Below are 21,323 nucleotides of genomic sequence, written 5' to 3' on the forward strand. Positions count from 1 at the left end.
ATGTAAGTAAAGCCATGAAACAGTCATTGCAACTGCGCACCTCGCAGCACCTCGCGCTCACGCCGCAGCTGCAGCAGTCGATCCGTTTGCTGCAATTGTCCACCCTGGAGTTGCACCAGGAACTGGAACAGCTGCTGACCGATAACCCGCTGCTGGAACGGCTCGACGATCCGCTCGACCATTCGGTGCGGCTGCTGGCCGACGGCGCCATCAGCCAGTCCAGCGCGCCGGCCGAGGCGCCGGCCGAAGGCCCGCCCGGCCAGCAGCAGGACGCCCCCGCGCCGGCCGAGGCCGAACCCTACGAGGGCGGCGAAGGCGAGGCCGCGCCCGAGGGCGAGATGGACTGGGGCGACGCCGGCCGCGGCAAGACCCCCGACGACGAGGATGCCCGGCCCCAGCTCGAAGCGAACCACCGCACGCTGCGCGAGCACCTGATGGAGCAGATGCGGGTGACGGTGCTCGAGAAGCGCGACCGGGCGCTGGTCGAGATCATCATCGACGCGCTCGACGAGAACGGCTACCTGGAGGAGCCGCTGGAGGAGATCCTGGCGCGCCTGCCCGAGGAGCTGGAGATCGAGCCCGAGGAATTGCACACGGCCCTGACGCTGCTGCAAAGTTTCGACCCCGTGGGCGTGGGCGCGCGCAACGCGTCCGAATGCCTGGCGCTGCAGATCAAGCGCATGCCGCACGTGCCGCTGGTGACGCGGCGCATGGCGCTGACCATCGTCGAGCAGCACCTGGCCTGGTTCGCCCAGCGCGACTTCAACAAGTTGAAGAAGGCGCTGCAGTGCGACGACGAGGACTTGCGCGAAGCCCAGGCCGTGATCCGCCAGTGCAATCCCCATCCGGGCGCCGCGTTCGCGTCGGACGTGTCGGACTACGTGGTGCCGGACGTGATCGTGAAGAAGGCCCGCAACGGCTGGCAGGTGAGCCTGAACAACGACGTGATGCCGCGCCTGCGCGTGAACGCCATGTACGCCAACCTGCTCAAGCAGGGCAAAGGCGAGGGCGCCATGGGCGCGCAGCTGCAGGAGGCGAAATGGCTGATCAAGAATATGCGCCAGCGCTTCGACACCATCCTGCGCGTGGCCGAAGCGATCGTGGAGCGGCAAAAGAATTTCTTCTCGCATGGCGCCGTCGCCATGAGGCCCCTTGTGTTGCGCGAAATTGCTGATACACTGGGACTACACGAGAGCACTATTTCTCGGGTAACAACTCAGAAATATATGCTGACCCCGCATGGCATGTTTGAGTTGAAATATTTCTTCGGTAGCCATGTCGCCACGGAAGCGGGGGGAGAAGCCTCCTCGACGGCGATACGGGCACTGATCGTGCAATTGACAGGAGCAGAAGACCCTAAAAATCCTTTATCCGACAGTAAGATTGCGGACATGCTGGGAGAACAAGGCATGGTGATTGCGCGACGAACTGTTGCCAAATATCGCGAAGCGTTGAAAATCCCGCCAGTCAGTCTCCGCAAGTCTTTGTAGTTATCTGGTTCCTGCGCGCCCGGCGCCAATGGGCGCGGCACTAACCGTAAGCGACATCATCTTTAGGAGTGTGTATGAATCTCACCATCAGTGGACATCATCTCGAAGTGACCCCAGCGATCCGCGAATACGTGCAGAACAAGCTGGAGCGCATCAAACGCCACTTCGATCAAGTGATTGATATTGCTGTCATCCTGACCGTAGATAACCTCACCGAGAAAGAGAAGCGCCAGAAGGCCGAGATCAATTTGCGCATGTCCGGCAAGACCGTGTATGTGGAGAGCCTGTCGCAAGACCTGTACGCCGCCATCGACACCCTGATCGACAAGCTCGATCGCCAGGTCATGAAATACAAATCCAAAGTTCAGGAACACGGCCACGATGCCATCAAGCATCTGCCGGACACCTTCGAACCCGCCGCCACCGCATAAGACGGTCCCCGGTATATCAAACAAAGGGCGCATCTGGCGCCCTTTTTTGCGCCCCTTGTCAGTGAAGAGATACGGTTAAATAATATAAACGATATAAACCGTATTACGTGGCTTGTATCGCCGGTGCGCTGCGCGCCATGCACTCCGCGAACAGCGCCATGTCGATGTTGCCGCCGCTGACGATCACACCTACCTTCTTGCCGCGGATGTCGACCACGTTGTTCATGGCGGCCGCCGCCGCCAGCGCGCCCGCGCCTTCCACCACGATCTTCATGCGCTCGGCGAAGAAGCGGATCTGGGACCGCAACTGGTCGTCGGACACGGTGACGATGTCGCGCACGTGGGCCTGCAGGATGGGCAGCACCAGCTTGCCGATGTGCTGGGTCTGGGCGCCGTCGGCGATGGTGTCGGGCACGTCGATGTGGACGATCTGGCCGCTGCGCAGCGAGCGCTGGGCGTCGTTGCCGGCCTCGGGCTCCACGCCGATCACGGCGCAGCGCGGCGACAGCGCCGCCGCCGACAGCGCGCTGCCGGACAGCAGGCCGCCGCCGCCCGTGCTCACGAACAGGTAATCGAGTTCGCCCACGCTGTCGAACAATTCCTTGGCGGCCGTGCCCTGGCCGGCGATCACGTGCGGGTGGTCGTAGGCGGGAATCACGGCCAGGCCGCGCTCCTGGCCCAGGCGGGCGGCGATCACTTCGCGGTCTTCCTTCTTGCGGTCGTACAGGATGATCTCGGCGCCGTATTCGCGCGTGGCGGCCAGCTTCATGGCCGGCGCGTCGGTCGGCATGACGATGGTGGCGCGCACGCCCAGCATGCGCGCGGCCAGCGCCATGCCTTGCGCGTGGTTGCCAGACGAGAAGGCGACCACGCCGCGTCGCTTCTGCTCCTCGCTCAGGCAGCTGATGGCGTTGTAGGCGCCACGGAACTTGAACGCGCCCACGCGCTGGAAATTCTCGCACTTGAAGAACAGCTGCGCGCCGCTGCGTTCGTCGGCCTGGCGCGAGGTCAGCACCGGGGTAGGGTGGGCCACGCCGGCCAGCCGTTGCGCGGCCGCCGCGATATCGGCGAACTGCACGGCGAGGGTCGATTGCGTCATGGGGGAATCCTTGATGGTTTTGACAAGCTGGCAGTGTGCCAGCATTCGCCGGGCCTGTCCAAACGCCCCCTTGAAATCTTATGCGCACATAATATATATTTAGGTATAATGTTCGCTGTAACCAATCGCAAGGGAGGACGCATGGACGATGCGACCATCGATATCGATCATTTACGGGCCAAGGCCGGCCAGGCCAGCGGCCTGCTCAAGGCGCTGGCCAACCCGGACCGGCTGCTGCTGCTGTGCCAGATGACGCAGGGCGAATACAGCGTCGGCATGCTGGAGGAGTTGACGGGCATACGCCAGCCCACGCTGTCGCAGCAGCTGACGGTGCTGCGCCAGGAGGAACTGGTGAGCACGCGGCGCGAAGGCAAGCAGATTTTTTACCGGATAGCCAGCCCGGCGGCGCTGGCGGTGCTGCAGGTGCTGTACCAGCAGTTTTGCAATGACGGCCAAGGAGCCAACGAATGACTATCGCCTGGAATGAATTCACCCCGTGGGGCGCGCTGATCGGCGGCGCCCTGATCGGTCTGTCGGCGGCCTTGCTGCTGCTGTTTAACGGCCGCATCGCCGGCATCGCCGGCATCGCGGGCGGGCTGCTGCGCCCGCGCGCGGGCGACATCGGCTGGCGCGTCGCGTTCGTGGGCGGGCTGGTGGCCGCGCCGCTGGCCTATGGCCTGGTGGCGGGCCTGCCCGCTGTGCAGATCGACGCCGGCAGCGGCACCCTGATCGCGGCCGGTTTGCTGGTGGGCTTCGGTACCCGCTACGGCTCCGGTTGCACCAGCGGCCACGGTGTGTGCGGCCTGTCGCGCCTGTCGCCGCGCTCGATGGTGGCCACCGGCGCCTTCATGGCGGCCGGGTTCATCACCGTCTATTTCGCGCGCCACGTGTTCGGTTAAGGAGAACAGTATGACCATCGCAATCGCATTGTTGTCCGGCCTGATCTTCGGCATCGGCCTGATCGTGTCCGGCATGAGCAACCCGGCCAAGGTGCTCGGCTTTCTCGACCTGGGCGGCAGCTGGGACCCCTCGCTGGCCCTCGTGATGGCGGGCGCAATCGGCGTCGGCATGCTGGCTTTCCGCTACGCCGGCACCCATCCGAAAACGCTGCTGGGCGTGGCCATGAGCCTGCCCGGCACCAAGGTGATCGACCGCCGCCTCGTACTGGGTGCGCTGCTGTTCGGCGCCGGCTGGGGCCTGGCCGGCTTCTGCCCCGGTCCCGCGCTGGCTTCGCTCACCACGGGCGGCGGCAAGGCCCTGTTGTTCGTGGGCGCCATGGTGGCCGGCATGGGCGTGTTCGAATTGCTGGAGCGGCGTTAAGCAGGCGCTGTACGGGGCCGCGCCGGCCAGCCCGGCGCGGCGCGGCACGGCAGCCGTTTTGCCCGGCGCGCCATGCCGGAAGCCGTTTAGAATACAAGTCCGATCATTCTCTGCATTCCAGCCATGAGCGAATTTGTCCAGACCAGCGTCAGCAACCGTACCGGCTTCATCACCCTCGACCGCCCCAAGGCGCTTAACTCCCTGTCGCTGGCCATGGTGCGCGACCTGACGGCAGCGCTGCTGGCATGGCGCGACGATGCGGGCGTGGATGCGGTGGTCATCCGCAGCACCAGCGAGAAAGCCTTTTGCGCAGGCGGCGACATCCGCTTCTTCTACGACGTGGGCCGTGGCAGCCCGCAGGGCGGCAGCGCGCTGCTGGAGGACTTCTTCACCGAGGAATACGCGCTCAACCACCTGATCCACTACTACCCCAAACCCTACATCGCGCTGATGGACGGCGTGGTGATGGGCGGCGGCATGGGCGTGTCCCAGGGCGGCCCCGATTGCCGCGTGCGCATCGTCACCGAGCGCACGAAAATGGCCATGCCGGAAGTGAACATCGGCCTGTTCCCGGACGTGGGCGGCAGCTATTTCCTGTCGCGCGCACCGGGCCAACTGGGTAACTACCTGGGCCTGACCGGCCTCACTATCGGCGCCGCCGACGCGTTGTACGTGAACCTGGCCGACCACTTCGTGCCGGCGGCGCAGATGGCGGCGCTGGCGGCCTTGATCGAAGCTACGCCGGGCGCGCAGCTGCGCGAGGCCATCGCGGCCTTCGCGGCGCCGTTCCGCGCCGATGCGGGCGAGGCCGTGCTGCAAACGCAGCGCGCGCTGATCGACCGCCACTTCGCCGCGCCCACCGTGGCCGCCATCATGGCCTCGCTGGCGCAGGGCGCCGACCCATTCGCGCAGAAGGCGCTGGCGGCCATGCAGACCCGTTCGCCATTGATGATGTGCGTCACCCACGAGCTGCTCAAACGCGGCGCGGCGCTGGACGTGGCCGACTGCCTGCGCATGGAGCGCACGCTGGTGCGCCACAATTTCGAGGATGGCGAAGTAATCGAAGGCGTGCGCGCGCTGGTGATCGACAAGGACAACGCGCCCCAGTGGAAGCCGGCCGCGCTGGCCGACGTGACGCCGGAGATGGTGGCGCGCTTCTTTACGCCTGTGTGGCCGGACTACGCACACCCGCTGCGTCATTTGCGCTGACGCCGGCGCCAACGCTAACGCCAACACCGGCACCCGCAACCGCACCCACGCCCGTATGTGCACCTGCACCAGCACCAGCACCGGCACCGTCGCGTGCCGCCTGCGCGGCGTGGCGCTGGCGATACTGGCTGGGGCTCAGTTCCAGTCGCCGCAGGAACACGCGGCGCAGGTTCTGTTCATCGCGATGGCCAGTGGCGGCGGCGATCCGTTTCAGCGGCTGGTCGGTTTCCTCCAGCAGCCGGCAGGCCGCTTCGATGCGCATCGCCGCCACCGTCGTGGCCGGGGTGCGTCCCAACTTCGCCGCGTAGCTGCGGGCGAAGGTGCGCGGCGCCATGCCGGCCCGCTCGGCCAATCGTTCCACCCGCAGGTCGGCGCTCAGGTTATCGGCCATCCATGCGTGCAGCTCGCCGAACAGATCGCCTTCCTGCGCCTGCGCCGCCAGCGGGGTGCTGAACTGCGATTGGCCGCCCGCGCGCTTCATGAACACCACCAGCTGGCGCGCCGTTTCCATCGCCACCTTGTGGCCGTAGTCTTCCTCGATCAGGGCCAGCGTCAGGTCGATGCCGGCCGTGACGCCGGCCGAAGTCCACAGCGATCCATCCTGGATGTAGATACGGTCGGCGTCGATCCGCACGGCCGGATGCAGCGCGGCCAGGCGCTCCACCCATTCCCAGTGCGTCGTCACGCGCCGCCCGTCCAGTTGGCCGGCGGCGGCCAGCAGGAAGGCGCCAGTGCACACGGAGCACAGGCGCCGTACCGTGGGCGCGCGTGCGCGTACCCACGCGATCAGCGCTGGCGGCGAATAGTATTCCTGGCCCTGGCAGCCGCCCGGCGCGATGATGGTGTCGATCGCCACGCCGTCCAGCGCCGACAGGGGCGCCGTCATCACCTGCAGGCCGGAACTGGTGGTCACCAGGCCGCCCCCGGCCGACGCGACCGTGATGTCGTACAGCGGCGGGCCGTTGCCGGAACAGCGGCGGCTGGCCGTGGCCAGCGCCTGCACGGGGCCGGTCAGGTCGAGCAGGTTCATGTGCTCGTGGGCGAGGATGGCGACGCGGCAGGTGGCTTGGGCTGGCATGGCGGGCGCGCGGGGTTCCGTGATGGGCGATGGCGCCATCATCCCAGAGTTGGCGCCGCCATTCAATCGCGATAACCGGGGTATTCGAGCAGCAGCGCCACGCCATACGCATTGGCGCGGCCGTAGCGGCTGGCGATGCCGTCCAGCGCCTGGTCCACGGCCTTGCCGGGCGGTGTGCTGGCGGATAGCTCCAGCACTTCATCCAGTCCTTCCGATTCGCCCATGCTGCGGTCGGGGATCACGCGCAGGCCATGTTTGGTGCGCAGCGGCGCCACGCTGTCGGCCAGCAGATAGGCATGGCTGCGGCCCGTGCTCGACCAGGCGTCCACGGTGAGGGCCAGCACCACTTCGTCCACGCCGGCGGCCGCGCGGATGCCCAGCGCGTCGTCGTGGTGGAACCAGCCGTTGGTGTAGACGGTGGTGGCCAGCGCCGTCAGGTTGTGGCCGAAGCGGGGCTGGAAGGCGTCGCTGTCGTGGCGGGCGCTCCAGTCGGCGATGGCCAGTTCGCCCGCCAGCGCGGCCGCCCGTTCGCGGCCCGCGATCGCCTCCACCAGCGCGATCGCGGTGGGGATGGCGGCGCTCACGCCGGCGCTCGATACCCAGTTGCGGTCGGCCACGTAGCGCGCGTTCCTGACCCAGCGTATCGCCGGCTGCTGCTCCATGCGCTCCTGTTCCGAGGCCCAGTGCGCGGTCGCCAGGCGGCCGTCCATCACGCCGCTCTTCGCCACGATCTGGGCGCCGTTGCAGATGCTGACGATGGTGGCGCCCTTGTTGGCTTGCTGTGCGATCCAGGCGCGCAGTGCCGGCGCGTTGCGGCTGGCTGGAACGATTACGTAATCGGCGCCCTCCGGAAAGCGCGCGTCGAAGCGGGCGATGGTGGCTTCGGGCTCGATGCGGAAGCCCGGTTTGCCCATGTCGGTGGTGGTGCTGATCGGACCTTCCGCCGTGGACAGCGCCATCACGTCGGCCACGCCGGAACGCATCAGTATTCCGTAGGGGACCACATAGTCGCTCAGTTCCGTGCTGGCGTTGTCGCCGACCACGGCGACCAGCGGTCTGGCATGGCCGGGACGGGCGTGGTAGGCGGGGACGGCGCCGTCGCGCAAGTTGGCGTGGTGGTCGCTGGCGCTGGCGTCCATGGTGTTGGCGTCGATGGCGGTGGGGCCGCTGGCGCAGCCGGACAGCAGGAGGGCGCCGGCGCACAGGGCGGCGCAGGCGAGGGTGTGTGGGGTGATGCGCATGTCGATACTCCGGGCTCAGGGTGGGCGTGATGAGCGCCAGTATCGGGCAGGCGGGTGCTGCAAAAAAGACAAAAACCAGTCAAATCCTGCCAACCGGTGGCAGGAAGTTACGACGGTTTGTTATGACTGCTCGCGGTGGCGCAGGACCACGCGCTCGGTGGGGTGGAAGTAGGCGGCCAGCCGTTCGGCCATGTAGACGGAGCGGTGCTGGCCGCCCGTGCAGCCGAGCGCCACGGTCAGGTAGCTGCGGTTGTCCGTCTTGAACGAGGGCAGCCATTTTTCGATGAAGTCGCGGATGTCCTTGAGCAGCTCGGCCGCGCTGGGCTGGGCGTCGAGGAAGGCGATCACGGGCGCGTCGCGGCCCGTCAGCGGGCGCAGCGCGAGGTCGTAGTAGGGGTTGGGCAGGGCGCGCACGTCGAACACGAAATCGGCGTCCAGCGGCACGCCGACCTTGAACGCGAACGATTCGAAGAACAGCGTCAGCGGCGCACGCTCGATCGCCACCAGGTCCTTGATCCAGGTGCGCAGCTTGTTGGCGCTCATCTCGGAGGTGTCGATCACGTGGCCCAGTTGTTCGATGGCCGACAGCCGTTCGCGCTCCTCGGTGATGCATTCGATCAGCGTGCGGCGCGAGGCTGGATTCTGGCCGGGGCGCATTTCGTGCGACAGCGGATGGCTGCGCCGCGTTTCTGAAAAGCGCGCCACCAGCGAGTGCGTGTTCGCGGTCAGGAACATGACCTTGACGTCGTGGCCGGCCGTGCGCAGCTGCTTGACGTCGCCCGGCAACGTGGCCAGCGATTCGGCGCTGCGCGCGTCGACGGAGACGGCCAGCGCCTCCGTGCCTTCGTCCTGCAAGGTCTGGACCAGGCTGGACAGCAGGGCCGGCGGCAAATTGTCCACGCAATAGTAGCCGGTGTCCTCAAGCACGTTGAGGGCCACGGATTTGCCTGAGCCGGAGATGCCGGTGATGAGGACGATGCGCATGGGGGAGATGATAGCGGAAGGTTTCAATCGCCGCTCATGGCCTGACGCTGCCGCTCCATGAACTCCTGCAGCGTGTCGATGCCGCGCAGTTGCAAAATGGTGTTGCGCACGGCGGCCTCCAGCAGCACGGCGATGTTGCGGCCGGCCGCCACGGGGATGACGACCTTGCGGATCGGCAGGCCCAGCACGTCTTCCGTGGGGAACTGGAACGGCAGCCGCTCCACTTCCTCCTCCAGCGCGCTGCGGCGCACGAGGTGGACGATCAGCTTGAGGCGCATCTTGCGCCGCACGGCTGTCTCGCCGAAGATGGCCTTGATGTCGAGCAGGCCCAGGCCGCGCACTTCCAGCAGGTTTTGCAGCAGGGCCGGGCAGCGGCCTTCGATCATGTTGGGCGCGATGCGCGAGAACTCCACCGCGTCGTCGGCCACCAGGCCGTGGCTGCGCGAGATCAGTTCGAGGCCCAGCTCACTCTTGCCCAGGCCCGAGTCGCCCGTGATCAGTACGCCCACGCCCAGCACGTCCATGAACACGCCGTGCATGATGATGCGCTGGGCCAGTTTCTTGGACAGGTAGACGCGCAGGAAGTCGATCACCTGCGCGGCCGGCAGCGGGGTCGAGAACAGTGGAATGTTCTTCTCGTCGCAGATGGACAGGATGTCGGGTGGCGTTTCCAGGCCCTGGGCGATGATCAGCGCCGGCGGGCCGCCCGCGATCAGCTCACCGATCACATGGGTGCGGGTGAGCGACTTGAGGCGCTGGTAGTAATTGATTTCCTGGTGGCCGAACACCTGGATACGGCCGGGGTGGATGGTGTTCAGGTGGCCCACCTGGTCGGCGGCCGAGGCCACGTCGCCGGAGATCAGGCGCTCGCCGCCGGGGAAGCCGGCGAACCAGCCGAGCTGCAAACTTTCGCGATTGTCGTCGTACAGCCTTTGTATCGTCAGCGGGGTTTGCAGCATGGGCGCTCTTTGCAAGGAGTGATAGGCAGGCCGTAGTTTAGCATGGCGGCCCGCCGCCCTATGGGATCAGCTCGCCGCTTGCAGGCTGGGCACCCAGTTGATGATGCGCGAGTGCACCGATTTCGGGTCGGGGTCCGTCGTCAGCGCGGCGCGGAAGGCGTCGTCGGAGAACATTTCCGCGATCTCGGACAGGATCTCCAGGTGTTGCTGGGTCACGTGGTCGGGAATGAGCAGGAAGAACAGCAGGTTGACGGGCTTGCCGTCGGGCGATTCGAACGGAATCGGCTCAACCAGGCGCACGAAGGCCGCCAGCGGCGACTTCAGGCTCTTCATTCCCTTGATGCGCCCGTGCGGCACGGCCACGCCATGCCCGAGTCCGGTGGAACCCAGGCGTTCGCGCGCGAACAGATTGTCGGAGACGGTCGAGCGGGCGATGCCGCAGTTGTTCTCGAAGATCAGGCCGGCTTGTTCAAAAGCGCGCTTCTTGCTCGACACTTCCAGGTCGAGCAGGACGTTTTCAAGAGAAAGTATTTTGCTGAGGTTGTTCATAACACGACAAGATATGGTGCAACGCACAAGGGTGGCTTGCGAGCAGAATTATAGGCTGGTTTCACCACCTTGTAACATGAATTCGCTTGCGCTGGCCGTCCCGGAGCGTCCGCCACGAGGCGCGCGGGGCAGGTCTTGCTGTTGTAAAAAATACACTGCATCTTGCAGACGCCATTTCCGCTCAATAATTCCGGAAAAAGCCGCTGATTCGCCAGGATATGGCCCGGTTTTCCGATTTTTTCCTGCTTTCACTGCAACTGCGCCAGATCAAACACGATGCGGTCCGTGTTCCTATCATACGCCGAAGTTTTATTGTCTGATTGAAAATTCCATTACTTTCGCCGGATGCGTGCGCGCCGCGCCACGGCAGGCGCGCGCGCCTTTGCGCCAGCGCAAATTGCTGGCGCCTGGCGCGCATTGCCTCCGCATTGCCTCGTTACTGGCGCGCGCCGCGCAGGTTGGGCGGGCGCTGGGCGCTGCTGAAGTTGCTGCGCCAGGGGTTGATGTCCAGCCCGCCGCGCCGCGTGTAGCGCGCGTACACGGCCAGTTGCTGGGGCGCGCACTGGCGCAGGATGTCGGTGAAGATCCGTTCCACGCACTGTTCGTGGAATTCGTTGTGGTCGCGGAAGCCGATCAGGTATTTGAGCAGGCTTTCCTGGTCGATCTGCGGGCCGCAGTAGTGGATCTGCACGCTGGCCCAGTCCGGCTGCCCCGTCACCAGGCAGTTGGACTTGAGCAGGTGCGACACCAGCGTTTCCTCGACCGGCAACTCGTCGTGGTTGGCCTTGAGCAGTTCGGGCGCCGGGCGGTAGTTGTCGATCTCCACATCCAGCCGGTCCAGCAGCGTGCCTTCCAGTTCGCCCATGGCGATGGTGGAGAAGGCGTCGGGCAGGGTCAGCACCACGTGCACGTTGGCGCCGAAGCCAGCCGACAAATCCTTTTGCAGCAAGGCTTTCAGCGCTTCCGGGCTGTCGAGGCGGGTCTGGTTGAACGAGTTCAGGTACAGCTTGAACGACTTCGATTCGATGATGTTGGGCGAATCGGCCGGCACCGTGAAGCGGGCGATGGCCACCTGTGGCTTGCCGCGCTGGTTCAGCCACGACAATTCATAGGCGTTCCAGATGTCGACCCCAAAGAACGGCAGCGTGCCGTGCAAGCCCAGCTCGTCGCGCTTGCCCTGGCGCGGGATGGGGAACAGCAGTTCGGGCGCGTAGTCGGTGCGGTAGGCCGAGGTTTTGCCCAGCGGCGACAGGTCGGCGAGGTCGGCGGTATTGGTCATGGCGGTGAGGAAATCGAAGTGCAAAGGCGCATGGTAGCGCATCGGCGGCGGCCGCGCCGAAAGGGAGGGCGGGGGACGCGCGCCGGCGTCCCCCGAGGGCATCAGCCCAGGAACAGCTTGTAGACCGGGTTGGCCGTCTCGTCCCAGTAGCGGTAGCCCAGCGTGGTGAGGAAGCGCGAGAACTCGCCCATTTCCTCGGGCGGCACTTGCAGACCGATCAGGATGCGGCCCACGTCGCCGCCCTGGCTGCGGTAGTGGCACAGCGAGATGTTCCAGTTCGGCGCCATGCTGTCGAGGAAGCGCATCAGCGCGCCCGGACGCTCGGGGAACTCGAAGCGGTACAGGATCTCGTCCTGCGCCAGCGTGCTCTTGCCGCCGACCAGGTGGCGGATGTGGGCCTTGGCCAGCTCGTCATGCGTCAAGTCCAGCGTGCGGAAGTCGTTCTGCTCGAACTTGCGGGCCACGGCGCCGGACTCGCCGCGGTCGGCGATCTGGATGCCGACGAACACGTGGGCCTGGTCCTGGTCGCTGATGCGGTAGTTGAACTCGGTCACGTTGCGCGGGCCGATCAGCGAGCAGAAGCGCTTGAAGCTGCCGCGCTGCTCCGGCATCGTCACGGCGAACACGGCTTCGCGCGCTTCACCCAGCTCGGCGCGCTCGGCCACGAAGCGCAGCCGGTCGAAGTTCATGTTGGCGCCGCTGGCCACGGTGATCAGGGTGGCGTTCTCGACCGGGTCCTTGGTCAGCGCGGCGCGCTCGACGTAGGCCTTGGCGCCGGCGATGGCCAGTGCGCCCGATGGCTCGAGAATGCTGCGCGTGTCCGTGAACACGTCCTTGATGGCGGCGCAGATGGCGTCCGTGTCGACCAGGATCACGTCGTCCACGAACTGCTGGCACAGGCGGAAGGTTTCCTCGCCGGCCAGGCGCACGGCCGTGCCGTCGGCGAACAGGCCGACGTCGGCCAGCGTGACGCGCTCGCCCGCCTTCAGGCTGCGCGCCATGGCGTCCGAGTCCAGGCTTTGCACGCCGATGATCTTGATGTCGGGACGGATCTGCTTGACGTAGGCGGCGATGCCGGCGATCAGGCCGCCGCCGCCGATGGGCACGAAGATGGCGTGGATGGGGCCGGCGTGCTGGCGCAGGATCTCCATGCCGATGGTGCCCTGGCCGGCGATCACTTCGGGATCGTCGAACGGGTGCACGAAGGTCAGTTTCTGTTCTTTTTCCAGTTGCAGCGCGTGGTTGTAGGCGTCCGTGTACGACTCGCCGTGCAGCACCACTTCCACGTCCGCACCGCCGCGCGCCTTGACGGCGTCGACCTTCACCAGCGGGGTGGTGGTCGGCATCACGATCACGGCCCGGCAACCCATGCGCGCGGCCGACAGCGCCACGCCCTGGGCGTGGTTGCCTGCCGAGGCGCAAATGACGCCGCGCTTGCGCTGCGCGTCGCTCAGGTGGGCCATCTTGTTGTAGGCGCCCCGAATCTTGAAGCTGAACACGCTCTGCATGTCCTCGCGCTTGAAATAAATTCGATTGGCGTAACGCTGCGACAGCGTGGGCGCCAGTTCCAGCGGGGTTTCGGCGGCGACGTCATAGACGCGGGCGGTCAGGATCTTCTTCAGGTAGTCGATAGTCATAGTCTGCAAACAAAATGATTCTGGGCCAGGCTGGGGATGCCAGTCCGGTGCGGTCGATGCAAAGACTTGTCACGGCGTGCAGGGCCTCGCGGTTATTGATGCCAATAATTGCGACGCACTACACTTCCGGCTGGTGGCCGGGGGCGGCATTGTGCCGGCGTGGCGCGGGTGGGCGTGAAACCGGACTGTTCCTTGGTACTGCTGAACGGGTGAGCTTAATTATAATGGACACCTTTCGCCAACTTCAAAATCACGATGATCGCTTCCGCCATCGCCTGGCTGCTGCACGTGCTGGCCGCGCCCGAAGTGGGGCTCACCTCCGTGTTCCTGGTTAGTTTTGTTTCCGCCACCTTGCTGCCGCTGGGGTCGGAGCCGGCCGTGTTCGCCGTCATCAAGGCCAACGGCGCGCTGTTCGTGCCCGTGGTGCTGGTGGCCACGCTGGGCAACACGCTGGGCGGCGTGGTCGATTACTGGATGGGCTACCAGGCCAAGGAGACCTTCGCCGCCGAGCGCGAGAGCCGCTGGTTCCACTGGCTGGAGCGCTATGGCGCCAAGACCATGCTGCTGTCGTGGCTGCCCGGCGTGGGCGATCCGCTGTGCACGCTGGCGGGCTGGCTGCGCCTGCCGTTCTGGCCCAGCGTCGGCTATATGGCGGCCGGCAAGCTGGCGCGGTATATTTGCATGACGACGGCCTTGTTGTACGTCCCTGACGGCTGGTGGCACCGGATCGGCGCCTTGCTGGCTTGATTTTGGCGGCAAACGTCATTTCGCAAACAATGGTGAAGGCGGAATAATATTTGTTCACGTAGTTGCAGTTTGCGCAAACGTGCCAACGATCCCGTCGTTTTGCAAATTAATTTCGGCATCGCACGTCACGAATAGTCCTTAGCGGCGCTAAGGCTGTTCCGGCATGGTGCGGCGCAATACGCTAGAATGACCCTCCCGGGTTCAGTTTACACGTCCAAATTCAATGAATGCCCCAGCACAACTCCAAGCTTTGTTAGCCGAAACGCCCCATGGTCCCGCGCCCACCCGGCTGCGCGAAATCCCCTACAACTACACGTCGTTTTCCGATCGCGAAATCGTCATCCGGTTGCTGGGCGAAGAGTCGTGGGGCCTGCTGGACGAGCTGCGCGGCGCGCGCCAGACGGGCCGTTCGGCCCGCATGCTGTACGAGGTGCTGGGCGATATCTGGGTGGTACGGCGCAATCCCTACCTGCAGGATGACATGCTGGACAACCCCAAGCGGCGCCAGGAACTGATCGACGCCCTGCATCACCGTCTGGCCGAGGTGGACAAGCGCCGCCTGCAGGTCGACACCACGGAAGCGGGCGAGGCGGCCGACGTGGCCCGCCGCCGCAGCGCCAGCGTGGAGCTGCTGCTGAAGGCGGCCAGCAAGGCCGTGGCCGACTTCGGTGAGGAATTCCGCCAGACCTGGGATCTGCGCAAGCGCGCCACCAAGGTGCTGGGCCGCTACACGGAAAAACACAACATCAAGTTCGACGGCATGTCGCGCGTGGCCCACGTGACCGACGCCACCGACTGGCGCGTCGAATACCCGTTCGTGGTGCTGACGCCCGACACGGAAGACGAGATGGCCGGCCTGGTCAAGGGTTGCATCGAGCTGGGGCTGACCATCATCCCGCGCGGCGGCGGCACCGGCTACACGGGCGGCGCGATTCCGCTGACGCCGATGTCGGCCGTCATCAACACGGAAAAGCTGCTCAACATGGGCGCCGTGGAAATGAAGGTACTGCCCGGCCTGGACCACGAATACGCGACCATCTACACGGGCGCCGGCGTGATCACCAACAAGGTGTCGGAAGCGGCCGAGAAGGCCGGCTTCGTGTTCGCCGTCGACCCCACCTCGGCCCACGCATCGTGCATCGGCGGCAACATCGCCATGAACGCGGGCGGCAAGAAGGCCGTGCTGTGGGGCACGGCGCTCGACAACCTGGCTTCGTGGCGCATGGTCGACCCGAACGGCGACTGGCTGGAAGTGACCCGTATCGAGCACAACCTGTCCAAGATCCACGACGCGCCGGTGGCCAAGTTCAAGCTCGAATGGACCCATCCGAACGGCCGCGGCGAAGCCAAGGGCCAGCCGTTCAAGACCGAGATGCTGGAAATCCCCGGCCGCAAGTTCCGCAAGGAAGGCCTGGGCAAGGACGTCACCGACAAATTCCTGGCTGGCCTGCCCGGCATCCAGAAGGAAGGCTGCGACGGCCTGATCACGTCGGCCCGCTGGATCCTGCACAAGATGCCCAAGCACGCGCGCACCGTGTGCCTGGAATTCTTCGGCCAGGCGCGCGACGCCATCCCGTCGATCGTGGAGATCAAGGATTACCTGGACGGCTTGCCGGCCAAGGGCGAACAGTTCCGCACCATCCGCCTGGCCGGCCTGGAGCACCTGGACGAGCGCTACCTGCGCGCCGTCGGCTACTCCACCAAGTCCAAGCGCGGCGTGCTGCCGAAGATGGCGCTGTTCGGCGACATCGTGGGCGACGACGAGAACGCGGTGGCGCTGGCCGCTTCGGAAGTGGTGCGCCTGGCCAACACCCGCGTCGGTGAAGGCTTCGTGGCCGTGAGCCCGGAAGCGCGCAAGAAATTCTGGCTGGACCGCGCCCGCACGGCCGCCATCGCCAAGCACACCAACGCCTTCAAGATCAACGAGGACGTGGTGATCCCGCTCAACCGCATGGGCGAGTACACGGACGGCATCGAGCGCATCAACATCGAGCTGTCGATCAAGAACAAGCTGGAACTGGCCGGCGAGCTGGCCGCCTTCATCGCGGCCGGCAATCTGCCGGTGGGCAAGAGCGACGACGCCACCGACGACCGCGTGACGGATGCCGAAATGCTGGGCGACCGCGCCCAGCAGGCGACCGCCCTGCTGGAGCAGGTGACGGCGCGCTGGACCTATCTGCTGAAAGAGCTGGACCAGCCGCTGGCCGCCGCCCTGGAACATCTGGCCGCGCTGGGCCTTGAGCAGCTGGCGCCCGTGCTGGCGCAGCGCCTGCAGGACCAGCCCAACGCCACGTTGTTCGACGTGGTGCAGGACCGCACCATCCGCATCTCGTGGAAGCAGGAAATCCGCGCCCAGTTGCGCCAGATCTTCAACGGCGCCGCGTTCAAGCTGATCCTCGACGAGGCGACGGCCATCCACAAGCGTGTGCTGCGCGGACGCGTGTTCGTGGCGCTGCACATGCACGCCGGCGACGGCAACGTGCACACCAACCTGCCCGTCAATTCGGACCACTACGAAATGCTGCAGGATGCGCACCACGCCGTGGCCCGCATCATGAAGCTGGCCCGTTCGCTGAACGGCGTGATCTCGGGCGAGCACGGCATCGGCATCACCAAGCTGGAATTCCTCACCGACGACGAGATCGGTGAATTCCGCGACTACAAGCTGCGCATCGACCCCGAAGGCCGCTTCAACAAGGGCAAGCTGCTGAACCTGGAAGGCATGGGCGCCGACCTGCGCAACGCCTACACGCCTTCGTTCGGCCTGATGGGCCACGAATCGCTGATCATGCAGCAGAGCGACATCGGCGCCATCGCCAACAGCGTCAAGGACTGCCTGCGCTGCGGCAAGTGCAAGCCCGTGTGCTCGACCCACGTGCCGCGCGCCAACCTGCTGTACTCGCCGCGCGACAAGATCCTGGCCACCTCGTCGCTGGTGGAAGCGTTCCTGTACGAGGAACAGACGCGGCGCGGCATCTCCGTCAAGCACTGGGAGGAATTCGAGGACGTGGCCGATCACTGCACGGTCTGCCACAAGTGCGTCACGCCGTGCCCGGTCAACATCGACTTCGGCGACGTGTCGATGAACATGCGCAACCTGCTGCGCAAGATGGACAAGAAGAGCTTCAATCCGGGCAAGGCCGCCGGCATGTTCTTCCTGAACGCGACCGACCCGGCCACCATCAACGCCACCCGCACGGCCATGATAGGCTGGGGCTACAAGGCGCAGCGCCTGGGTCACGACCTGCTGTCCAAGTTCGCCAAGAAGCAGACCAAGGCGCCGCCGCCGACCGTCGGCAAGGCGCCCGTGCGCGAGCAGGTGATCCACTTCGTCAACAAGAAGATGCCGGGCAACCTGCCCAAGAAGTCGGCCCGCGCGCTGCTCGACATCGAGGACAACAAGTTCGTCCCCATCATCCGCGATCCGAAGAAGACCACGGCCGACACGGAAGCCGTGTTCTACTTCCCCGGCTGCGGTTCCGAGCGCCTGTTCTCGCAAGTGGGCCTGGCCACCCAGGCCATGCTGTGGGAAGTGGGCGTGCAGACCGTGCTGCCGCCGGGCTATCTGTGCTGCGGCTACCCGCAGCGCGGCAGCGGCGAGTACGACAAGGCCGAGAAGATGATGACGGATAACCGCGTGCTGTTCCACCGCATGGCCAACACGCTTAACTATCTGGACATCAAGACCGTGCTGGTGTCGTGCGGCACCTGCTACGACCAGCTGGCCACCTACGAGTTCGAGAAGATCTTCCCCGGCTGCCGCATCATGGACATCCACGAATATCTGCTGGAAAAACAGGTCAAGCTGGACGGTGTGACGGGCACGCGCTACATGTACCACGAGCCTTGCCACAACCCGATGAAGCTGCAGGAGTCGAGCAAGACCGTCAACGCGCTGATCGAAACGGCCGACCACGTGAAGATCGAGAAGAACGACCGCTGCTGCGGCGAGTCCGGCACGCTGGCTGTGGCCCGTCCCGACATCTCGACCCAGGTGCGCTTCCGCAAGGAGGAGGAGATGGTCAAGGGCGCCGACAAGCTGCGCGCCGACGGCTTCGGCGGCGACGTCAAGATCCTCACCAGCTGCCCGGCCTGCCTGCAAGGTCTGTCGCGCTACAATGACGACTCGGGCACGACGGCCGACTACATCGTGGTCGAGATCGCGCGCCACCTGCTGGGCGAGAACTGGATGCCCGACTACGTCAAGCGCGCCAACGATGGCGGCATTGAGAGGGTGCTGGTATGACGGGCAACTGCGACCTGTGCAAGCTGAACGCCGCGCTGGACGACGGCACGGCGCCGGCCGGCACGCTGATCTGGCGCGATGCCCAGGTCTCGGTGATCGCCGTGGACGAGCCCGAGTATCCGGGCTACTGCCGCGTGATCTGGAACAGCCATGTGAAGGAACTGAGCGACCTGTTGCCGCGCGAGCGGCACTGGATCATGGACGTGGTGTGGCAGGTCGAACTGGCCCAGCGTGAAATCATGACGCCGGAAAAGATCAACCTGGCCAGCTTCGGCAACATGACGCCGCACGTGCACTGGCACGTGATCCCGCGCTACCTGGACGACGCCCATTTCCCCAATCCGACCTGGGCCGCGCCCCAGCGCAGCTCGCTGCCGGACGTGCTGGCCGCGCGCCGCGCGCTGCTGCCGCAGCTGCATGCCGACATCGTCGCCCGCCTGGGCGGTTGAACGGGAGGACAACCATGAGCAACACACCACTGCCGACCGGCCTCACGGTGCACAACAAATCGCGCATGCTCGACGTGAGCTTCGACGATGGCGCCAGCTTCACGATTCCCTTTGAACTGCTGCGCGTGTATTCGCCGTCGGCCGAAGTGCGCGGCCACGGCGCGGGCCAGGAAGTGCTGCAGGTTGGCAAGCGCGAGGTGGGCATCGCCGCGCTGGACCCGGTGGGCAACTACGCGGTCCAGCCGACCTTCACGGACGGCCACAATACGGGCTTGTACAGCTGGGATTACCTGTACAAGCTGGGCCGCGACCAGCAACAGCTGTGGGCCGACTACCTGGCCCGTCTGCAGGCGGCCGGATTCGAAGGCGACAGCGGCCGCGAGCCCGGCGCCAAGTTGGCCACATCGGCACCCCCATCGCACGGCTGCGGTGGCCGCCACTGACCCCAACGGCAGCGCCTGGCGCTGCCTTTTTTTTCGATTGCTCAGCGTGCTGCCGCCCCCGGCCACACGATGGCCTGGCACACGATCACTTGCTTGCCGTTGAAGGTGGCCGCCGGCGAGCCGTGCAGCTGGTAGCCGAGCGCCAGCGCTTCGCTCACGCGGCGGCAGAACGCGGAATCGTCCGGCCCCGTCAGCAGGCGGTAGATGGGCAGGTCGTTCGGTGGCAACGCGGCTTGGGTCATGACTTCTTCCTCCAGTGTTGGTGTAATCGCGCGGCTTGTCGTTCGCGCATGTTTGCTTGTTTGTCCATGATAAAGCAGGCAGGCGACCGTCGTGTGACACGATTGCCCGAATCAAGGTTTTTCGCGTAACAAATCAGTACAATCTGTATTCGCAGCAACGGCGTAAGGCGCAATCGGGCGGGCAATGACGAGGCGGAGACGGCACATGTTGGGCTTTTTGGCGAAGACGTTCAGCGAAGACGGCTTTATGCCGCACGGGCATTGTTATTTGTGGACGCCCGACTTGCTGTGGACCTATGTGGTGTCCGATACGATGATCGGACTGGCGTATTTCACGATCCCCGTGGCCATGCTGTATTTCGTGCGCAAGCGCAGCGACCTGCAGTTCTCGTGGATTTTCGTCTGCTTTTCGATTTTCATTTTCGCTTGCGGCACCACCCATTTCCTGGCCGTCTGGACCATCTGGCACCCCGATTACTGGCTCGACGCCCTGCTCAAGGCGGCCACGGCCGCCGCGTCCGTCGTCACCGCTATTTTGCTGTGGCCGCTCGTCCCCAAGGCCTTGCTGATCCCCAGCATGCACCAGCTCAACCAGGCCTTGCAGGACCGCGAGCGTGAACTGGCCGAGCGCAAGCGGGTCGAGACGGCCCTGGTGGCCCTGAACGAAAGCCTGGAACTGCGCGTGGCCGAGCGCACGGCCGAAGTGCTGGCCGCCCAGCGCGAAGTCAACGAGTTGCTCGTCAAGGAGCGGGCCGGCCGCAAGGAGGCCGAGCGCGTGAGCCTGATGAAGGATGAATTTCTGCTCACGCTGTCGCACGAACTGCGCACGCCGCTCAACTCCATTTTCGGCTGGACCCAGATCCTCGACAGCAACTGCGAGGATGCGGCCATCGTGCGCAAGGGCATCGAGGTGATCGACCGCAACGTGCGCCTGCAAACCCGGCTCATCGATGAACTGCTGGACCTGTCGTCCATCGCCTCGGGCAAGATCCGGCTCGACATGCAGCCGGTGGAGCTGGCCACCGTGATCAGCGCGGCCGTGGAATCGATCATGCCGGCGGCCGAATCGAAGAACATCGCGCTGGAGTGCGTGGCCGACCCGGCCGCGCCCCTGGTCAGCGGCGACCCGGCCCGCCTGCAACAAGTGCTGTGGAATTTGCTGACCAACGCCGTCAAGTTCACGCCCAAGGATGGCCGCATCAGCCTGCAGCTTGAGCAGGTCGGCAACTACATGGTGCTCACCATCGCCGACACGGGCGAAGGCATCCCCGAGGACTTCCTGCCGTTCGTGTTCGAGCGTTTCAGCCAGGCCGATTCGTCCACCCGGCGCCGGCATGGCGGGCTGGGTGTGGGGCTGGCCGTGGCCAGGAATTTGATCGAACTGCATGGCGGCCACATCAGCGTCAGCAGCGCCGGCGCGGGGCAGGGCACCACCTTCTGCATCAGCCTGCCGATCCGGGCCCGCAACGATGCCGAGGCGCGCGCCGTGCGGGCCAGGGCCGGCGAACGGATCGGGGCGCCGGCGGCCTTGCCCATGCTGGACGGCTTGCGGGTGCTGGTGGTGGATGACGAGCCCGATGCGCGCGGCGTGCTGCAGCAACTGTTCGAACAGCAGCATGCCCGGCCCGCGTGCGCCGCCTCGGTGGACGAGGCGCTGGCCGCCGTGGCGGCGGACAACCCGCACGTGGTCATCTGCGACATCGGCATGCCGGGCCGCGATGGCTACGACTTTATCGCCGCCCTGCGCGCGCACGGCGACACGCGGCCCGTGGTGGCGCTGAGCGCGTTCGCGCGCGCCGAGGACCGGGTGCGCAGCCTGCAGGCGGGCTTCCAGGCCCACCTGTCCAAGCCGGTGGACCCGGCCGAATTGCTGGCGCTGGTGGCCAGCCTGGCCGGGCATTACCACTAGCTGGCCCGTGA

At 65.6% G+C, this 21,323-nt stretch carries 20 protein-coding genes; 11 read left to right on the forward strand and 9 right to left on the reverse strand.

The features are described from left to right. Positions 1-14 precede the first annotated feature (14 nt). Together H3H37_RS10125 and hpf are read left to right on the forward strand one after the other, a co-directional pair. A complete protein-coding gene (locus tag H3H37_RS10125) occupies positions 15-1,490 on the forward strand; it encodes an RNA polymerase factor sigma-54 (RefSeq protein ID WP_182161970.1) in 1,476 nt (491 codons plus the stop codon). Between the two features lie 74 nt (positions 1,491-1,564). Beyond that, positions 1,565-1,921 (forward strand): ribosome hibernation-promoting factor, HPF/YfiA family, encoded by a 357-nt coding sequence (gene hpf, locus H3H37_RS10130; protein WP_182161972.1) that lies wholly within the window; start codon positions 1,565-1,567, stop codon positions 1,919-1,921. Positions 1,922-2,024: 103 nt separating this feature from the next. Here the strand turns inward: hpf and H3H37_RS10135 are convergent, their stop codons facing one another. Next, entirely contained in the window at positions 2,025-3,020 is a 996-nt protein-coding gene (locus H3H37_RS10135; RefSeq protein WP_182161974.1) for a threo-3-hydroxy-L-aspartate ammonia-lyase, read from the reverse strand. Positions 3,021-3,161: 141 nt separating this feature from the next. On the opposite strand from H3H37_RS10135, the gene H3H37_RS10140 reads away from it, so the two are divergent. From H3H37_RS10140 to H3H37_RS10155, 4 genes are all read left to right on the forward strand, one after another. Beyond that, on the forward strand, positions 3,162-3,491 hold the full coding sequence (locus tag H3H37_RS10140) for an ArsR/SmtB family transcription factor (protein WP_182161976.1): 330 nt from the start codon (positions 3,162-3,164) through the stop codon (positions 3,489-3,491). Continuing rightward, positions 3,488-3,919, forward strand: a complete 432-nt coding sequence (locus tag H3H37_RS10145; RefSeq protein WP_182161978.1) for a YeeE/YedE family protein — start codon at positions 3,488-3,490, stop codon at positions 3,917-3,919. Before H3H37_RS10140 ends, H3H37_RS10145 begins: the two co-directional genes overlap by 4 nt. A 10-nt stretch (positions 3,920-3,929) precedes the next feature. After that, on the forward strand, positions 3,930-4,340 hold the full coding sequence (locus H3H37_RS10150; RefSeq protein ID WP_182161980.1) for a DUF6691 family protein: 411 nt from the start codon (positions 3,930-3,932) through the stop codon (positions 4,338-4,340). Positions 4,341-4,463: 123 nt separating this feature from the next. Beyond that, positions 4,464-5,549 (forward strand): enoyl-CoA hydratase/isomerase family protein, encoded by a 1,086-nt coding sequence (locus tag H3H37_RS10155; protein WP_182161982.1) that lies wholly within the window; start codon positions 4,464-4,466, stop codon positions 5,547-5,549. On the opposite strand, the gene H3H37_RS10160 is transcribed toward H3H37_RS10155, so the two are convergent. The 7 genes from H3H37_RS10160 to ilvA form a co-directional block, all read right to left on the reverse strand. Further along, a complete protein-coding gene (locus H3H37_RS10160) occupies positions 5,500-6,627 on the reverse strand; it encodes a GlxA family transcriptional regulator (RefSeq protein ID WP_182161984.1) in 1,128 nt (375 codons plus the stop codon). The genes H3H37_RS10155 and H3H37_RS10160 overlap by 50 nt on opposite strands. A gap of 62 nt (positions 6,628-6,689) precedes the next feature. Next, positions 6,690-7,868, reverse strand: coding sequence for a DJ-1/PfpI family protein (locus H3H37_RS10165; protein WP_229218761.1), 1,179 nt, complete (start codon positions 7,866-7,868; stop codon positions 6,690-6,692). 120 nt (positions 7,869-7,988) lie between these two features. After that, positions 7,989-8,852: an RNase adapter RapZ gene (gene rapZ / locus H3H37_RS10170; protein WP_182162157.1), complete on the reverse strand. Its 864-nt coding sequence runs from the start codon at positions 8,850-8,852 to the stop codon at positions 7,989-7,991. Positions 8,853-8,875: 23 nt separating this feature from the next. Then, on the reverse strand, positions 8,876-9,811 hold the full coding sequence (gene hprK / locus H3H37_RS10175) for an HPr(Ser) kinase/phosphatase (RefSeq protein WP_182161986.1): 936 nt from the start codon (positions 9,809-9,811) through the stop codon (positions 8,876-8,878). A gap of 66 nt (positions 9,812-9,877) precedes the next feature. After that, on the reverse strand, positions 9,878-10,360 hold the full coding sequence (locus H3H37_RS10180) for a PTS sugar transporter subunit IIA (RefSeq protein WP_182161988.1): 483 nt from the start codon (positions 10,358-10,360) through the stop codon (positions 9,878-9,880). Between the two features lie 436 nt (positions 10,361-10,796). Further along, positions 10,797-11,639, reverse strand: coding sequence for an NADPH-dependent 7-cyano-7-deazaguanine reductase QueF (queF, locus tag H3H37_RS10185; protein ID WP_182161990.1), 843 nt, complete (start codon positions 11,637-11,639; stop codon positions 10,797-10,799). Positions 11,640-11,740: 101 nt separating this feature from the next. Continuing rightward, a complete protein-coding gene (ilvA, locus tag H3H37_RS10190; RefSeq protein ID WP_182162159.1) occupies positions 11,741-13,276 on the reverse strand; it encodes a threonine ammonia-lyase, biosynthetic in 1,536 nt (511 codons plus the stop codon). A gap of 255 nt (positions 13,277-13,531) precedes the next feature. On the opposite strand from ilvA, the gene H3H37_RS10195 reads away from it, so the two are divergent. The 4 genes from H3H37_RS10195 (at position 13,532) to H3H37_RS10210 (ending at position 19,161) form a co-directional block, all read left to right on the forward strand. Then, positions 13,532-14,023: a YqaA family protein gene (locus H3H37_RS10195; RefSeq protein ID WP_182161992.1), complete on the forward strand. Its 492-nt coding sequence runs from the start codon at positions 13,532-13,534 to the stop codon at positions 14,021-14,023. A 223-nt stretch (positions 14,024-14,246) separates the two neighbouring features. Next, a complete protein-coding gene (locus H3H37_RS10200) occupies positions 14,247-18,269 on the forward strand; it encodes a DUF3683 domain-containing protein (protein WP_182161993.1) in 4,023 nt (1,340 codons plus the stop codon). Continuing rightward, entirely contained in the window at positions 18,266-18,718 is a 453-nt protein-coding gene (locus tag H3H37_RS10205) for an HIT family protein (protein WP_182161995.1), read from the forward strand. The genes H3H37_RS10200 and H3H37_RS10205 overlap by 4 nt, the downstream gene beginning before the upstream one ends. Positions 18,719-18,732: 14 nt before the next feature. Further along, on the forward strand, positions 18,733-19,161 hold the full coding sequence (locus tag H3H37_RS10210; protein ID WP_182161997.1) for a gamma-butyrobetaine hydroxylase family protein: 429 nt from the start codon (positions 18,733-18,735) through the stop codon (positions 19,159-19,161). A gap of 41 nt (positions 19,162-19,202) precedes the next feature. Here H3H37_RS10210 and H3H37_RS10215 read toward each other — a convergent pair whose 3' ends face one another. Beyond that, the gene (locus H3H37_RS10215; protein ID WP_182161999.1) at positions 19,203-19,403 is read right to left on the reverse strand and encodes a DUF1737 domain-containing protein; all 201 of its coding nucleotides are present in this window, start codon (positions 19,401-19,403) and stop codon (positions 19,203-19,205) included. 205 nt (positions 19,404-19,608) lie between these two features. Here H3H37_RS10215 and H3H37_RS10220 point away from each other — a divergent pair, with 205 nt between their 5' ends. After that, a complete protein-coding gene (locus H3H37_RS10220) occupies positions 19,609-21,312 on the forward strand; it encodes an ATP-binding response regulator (RefSeq protein ID WP_220456396.1) in 1,704 nt (567 codons plus the stop codon). Positions 21,313-21,323 lie beyond the last annotated feature (11 nt).

It is taken from the genome of Rugamonas brunnea (genome assembly GCF_014042345.1).
GTDB classification, from domain to species: domain Bacteria; phylum Pseudomonadota; class Gammaproteobacteria; order Burkholderiales; family Burkholderiaceae_D; genus Rugamonas; species Rugamonas brunnea.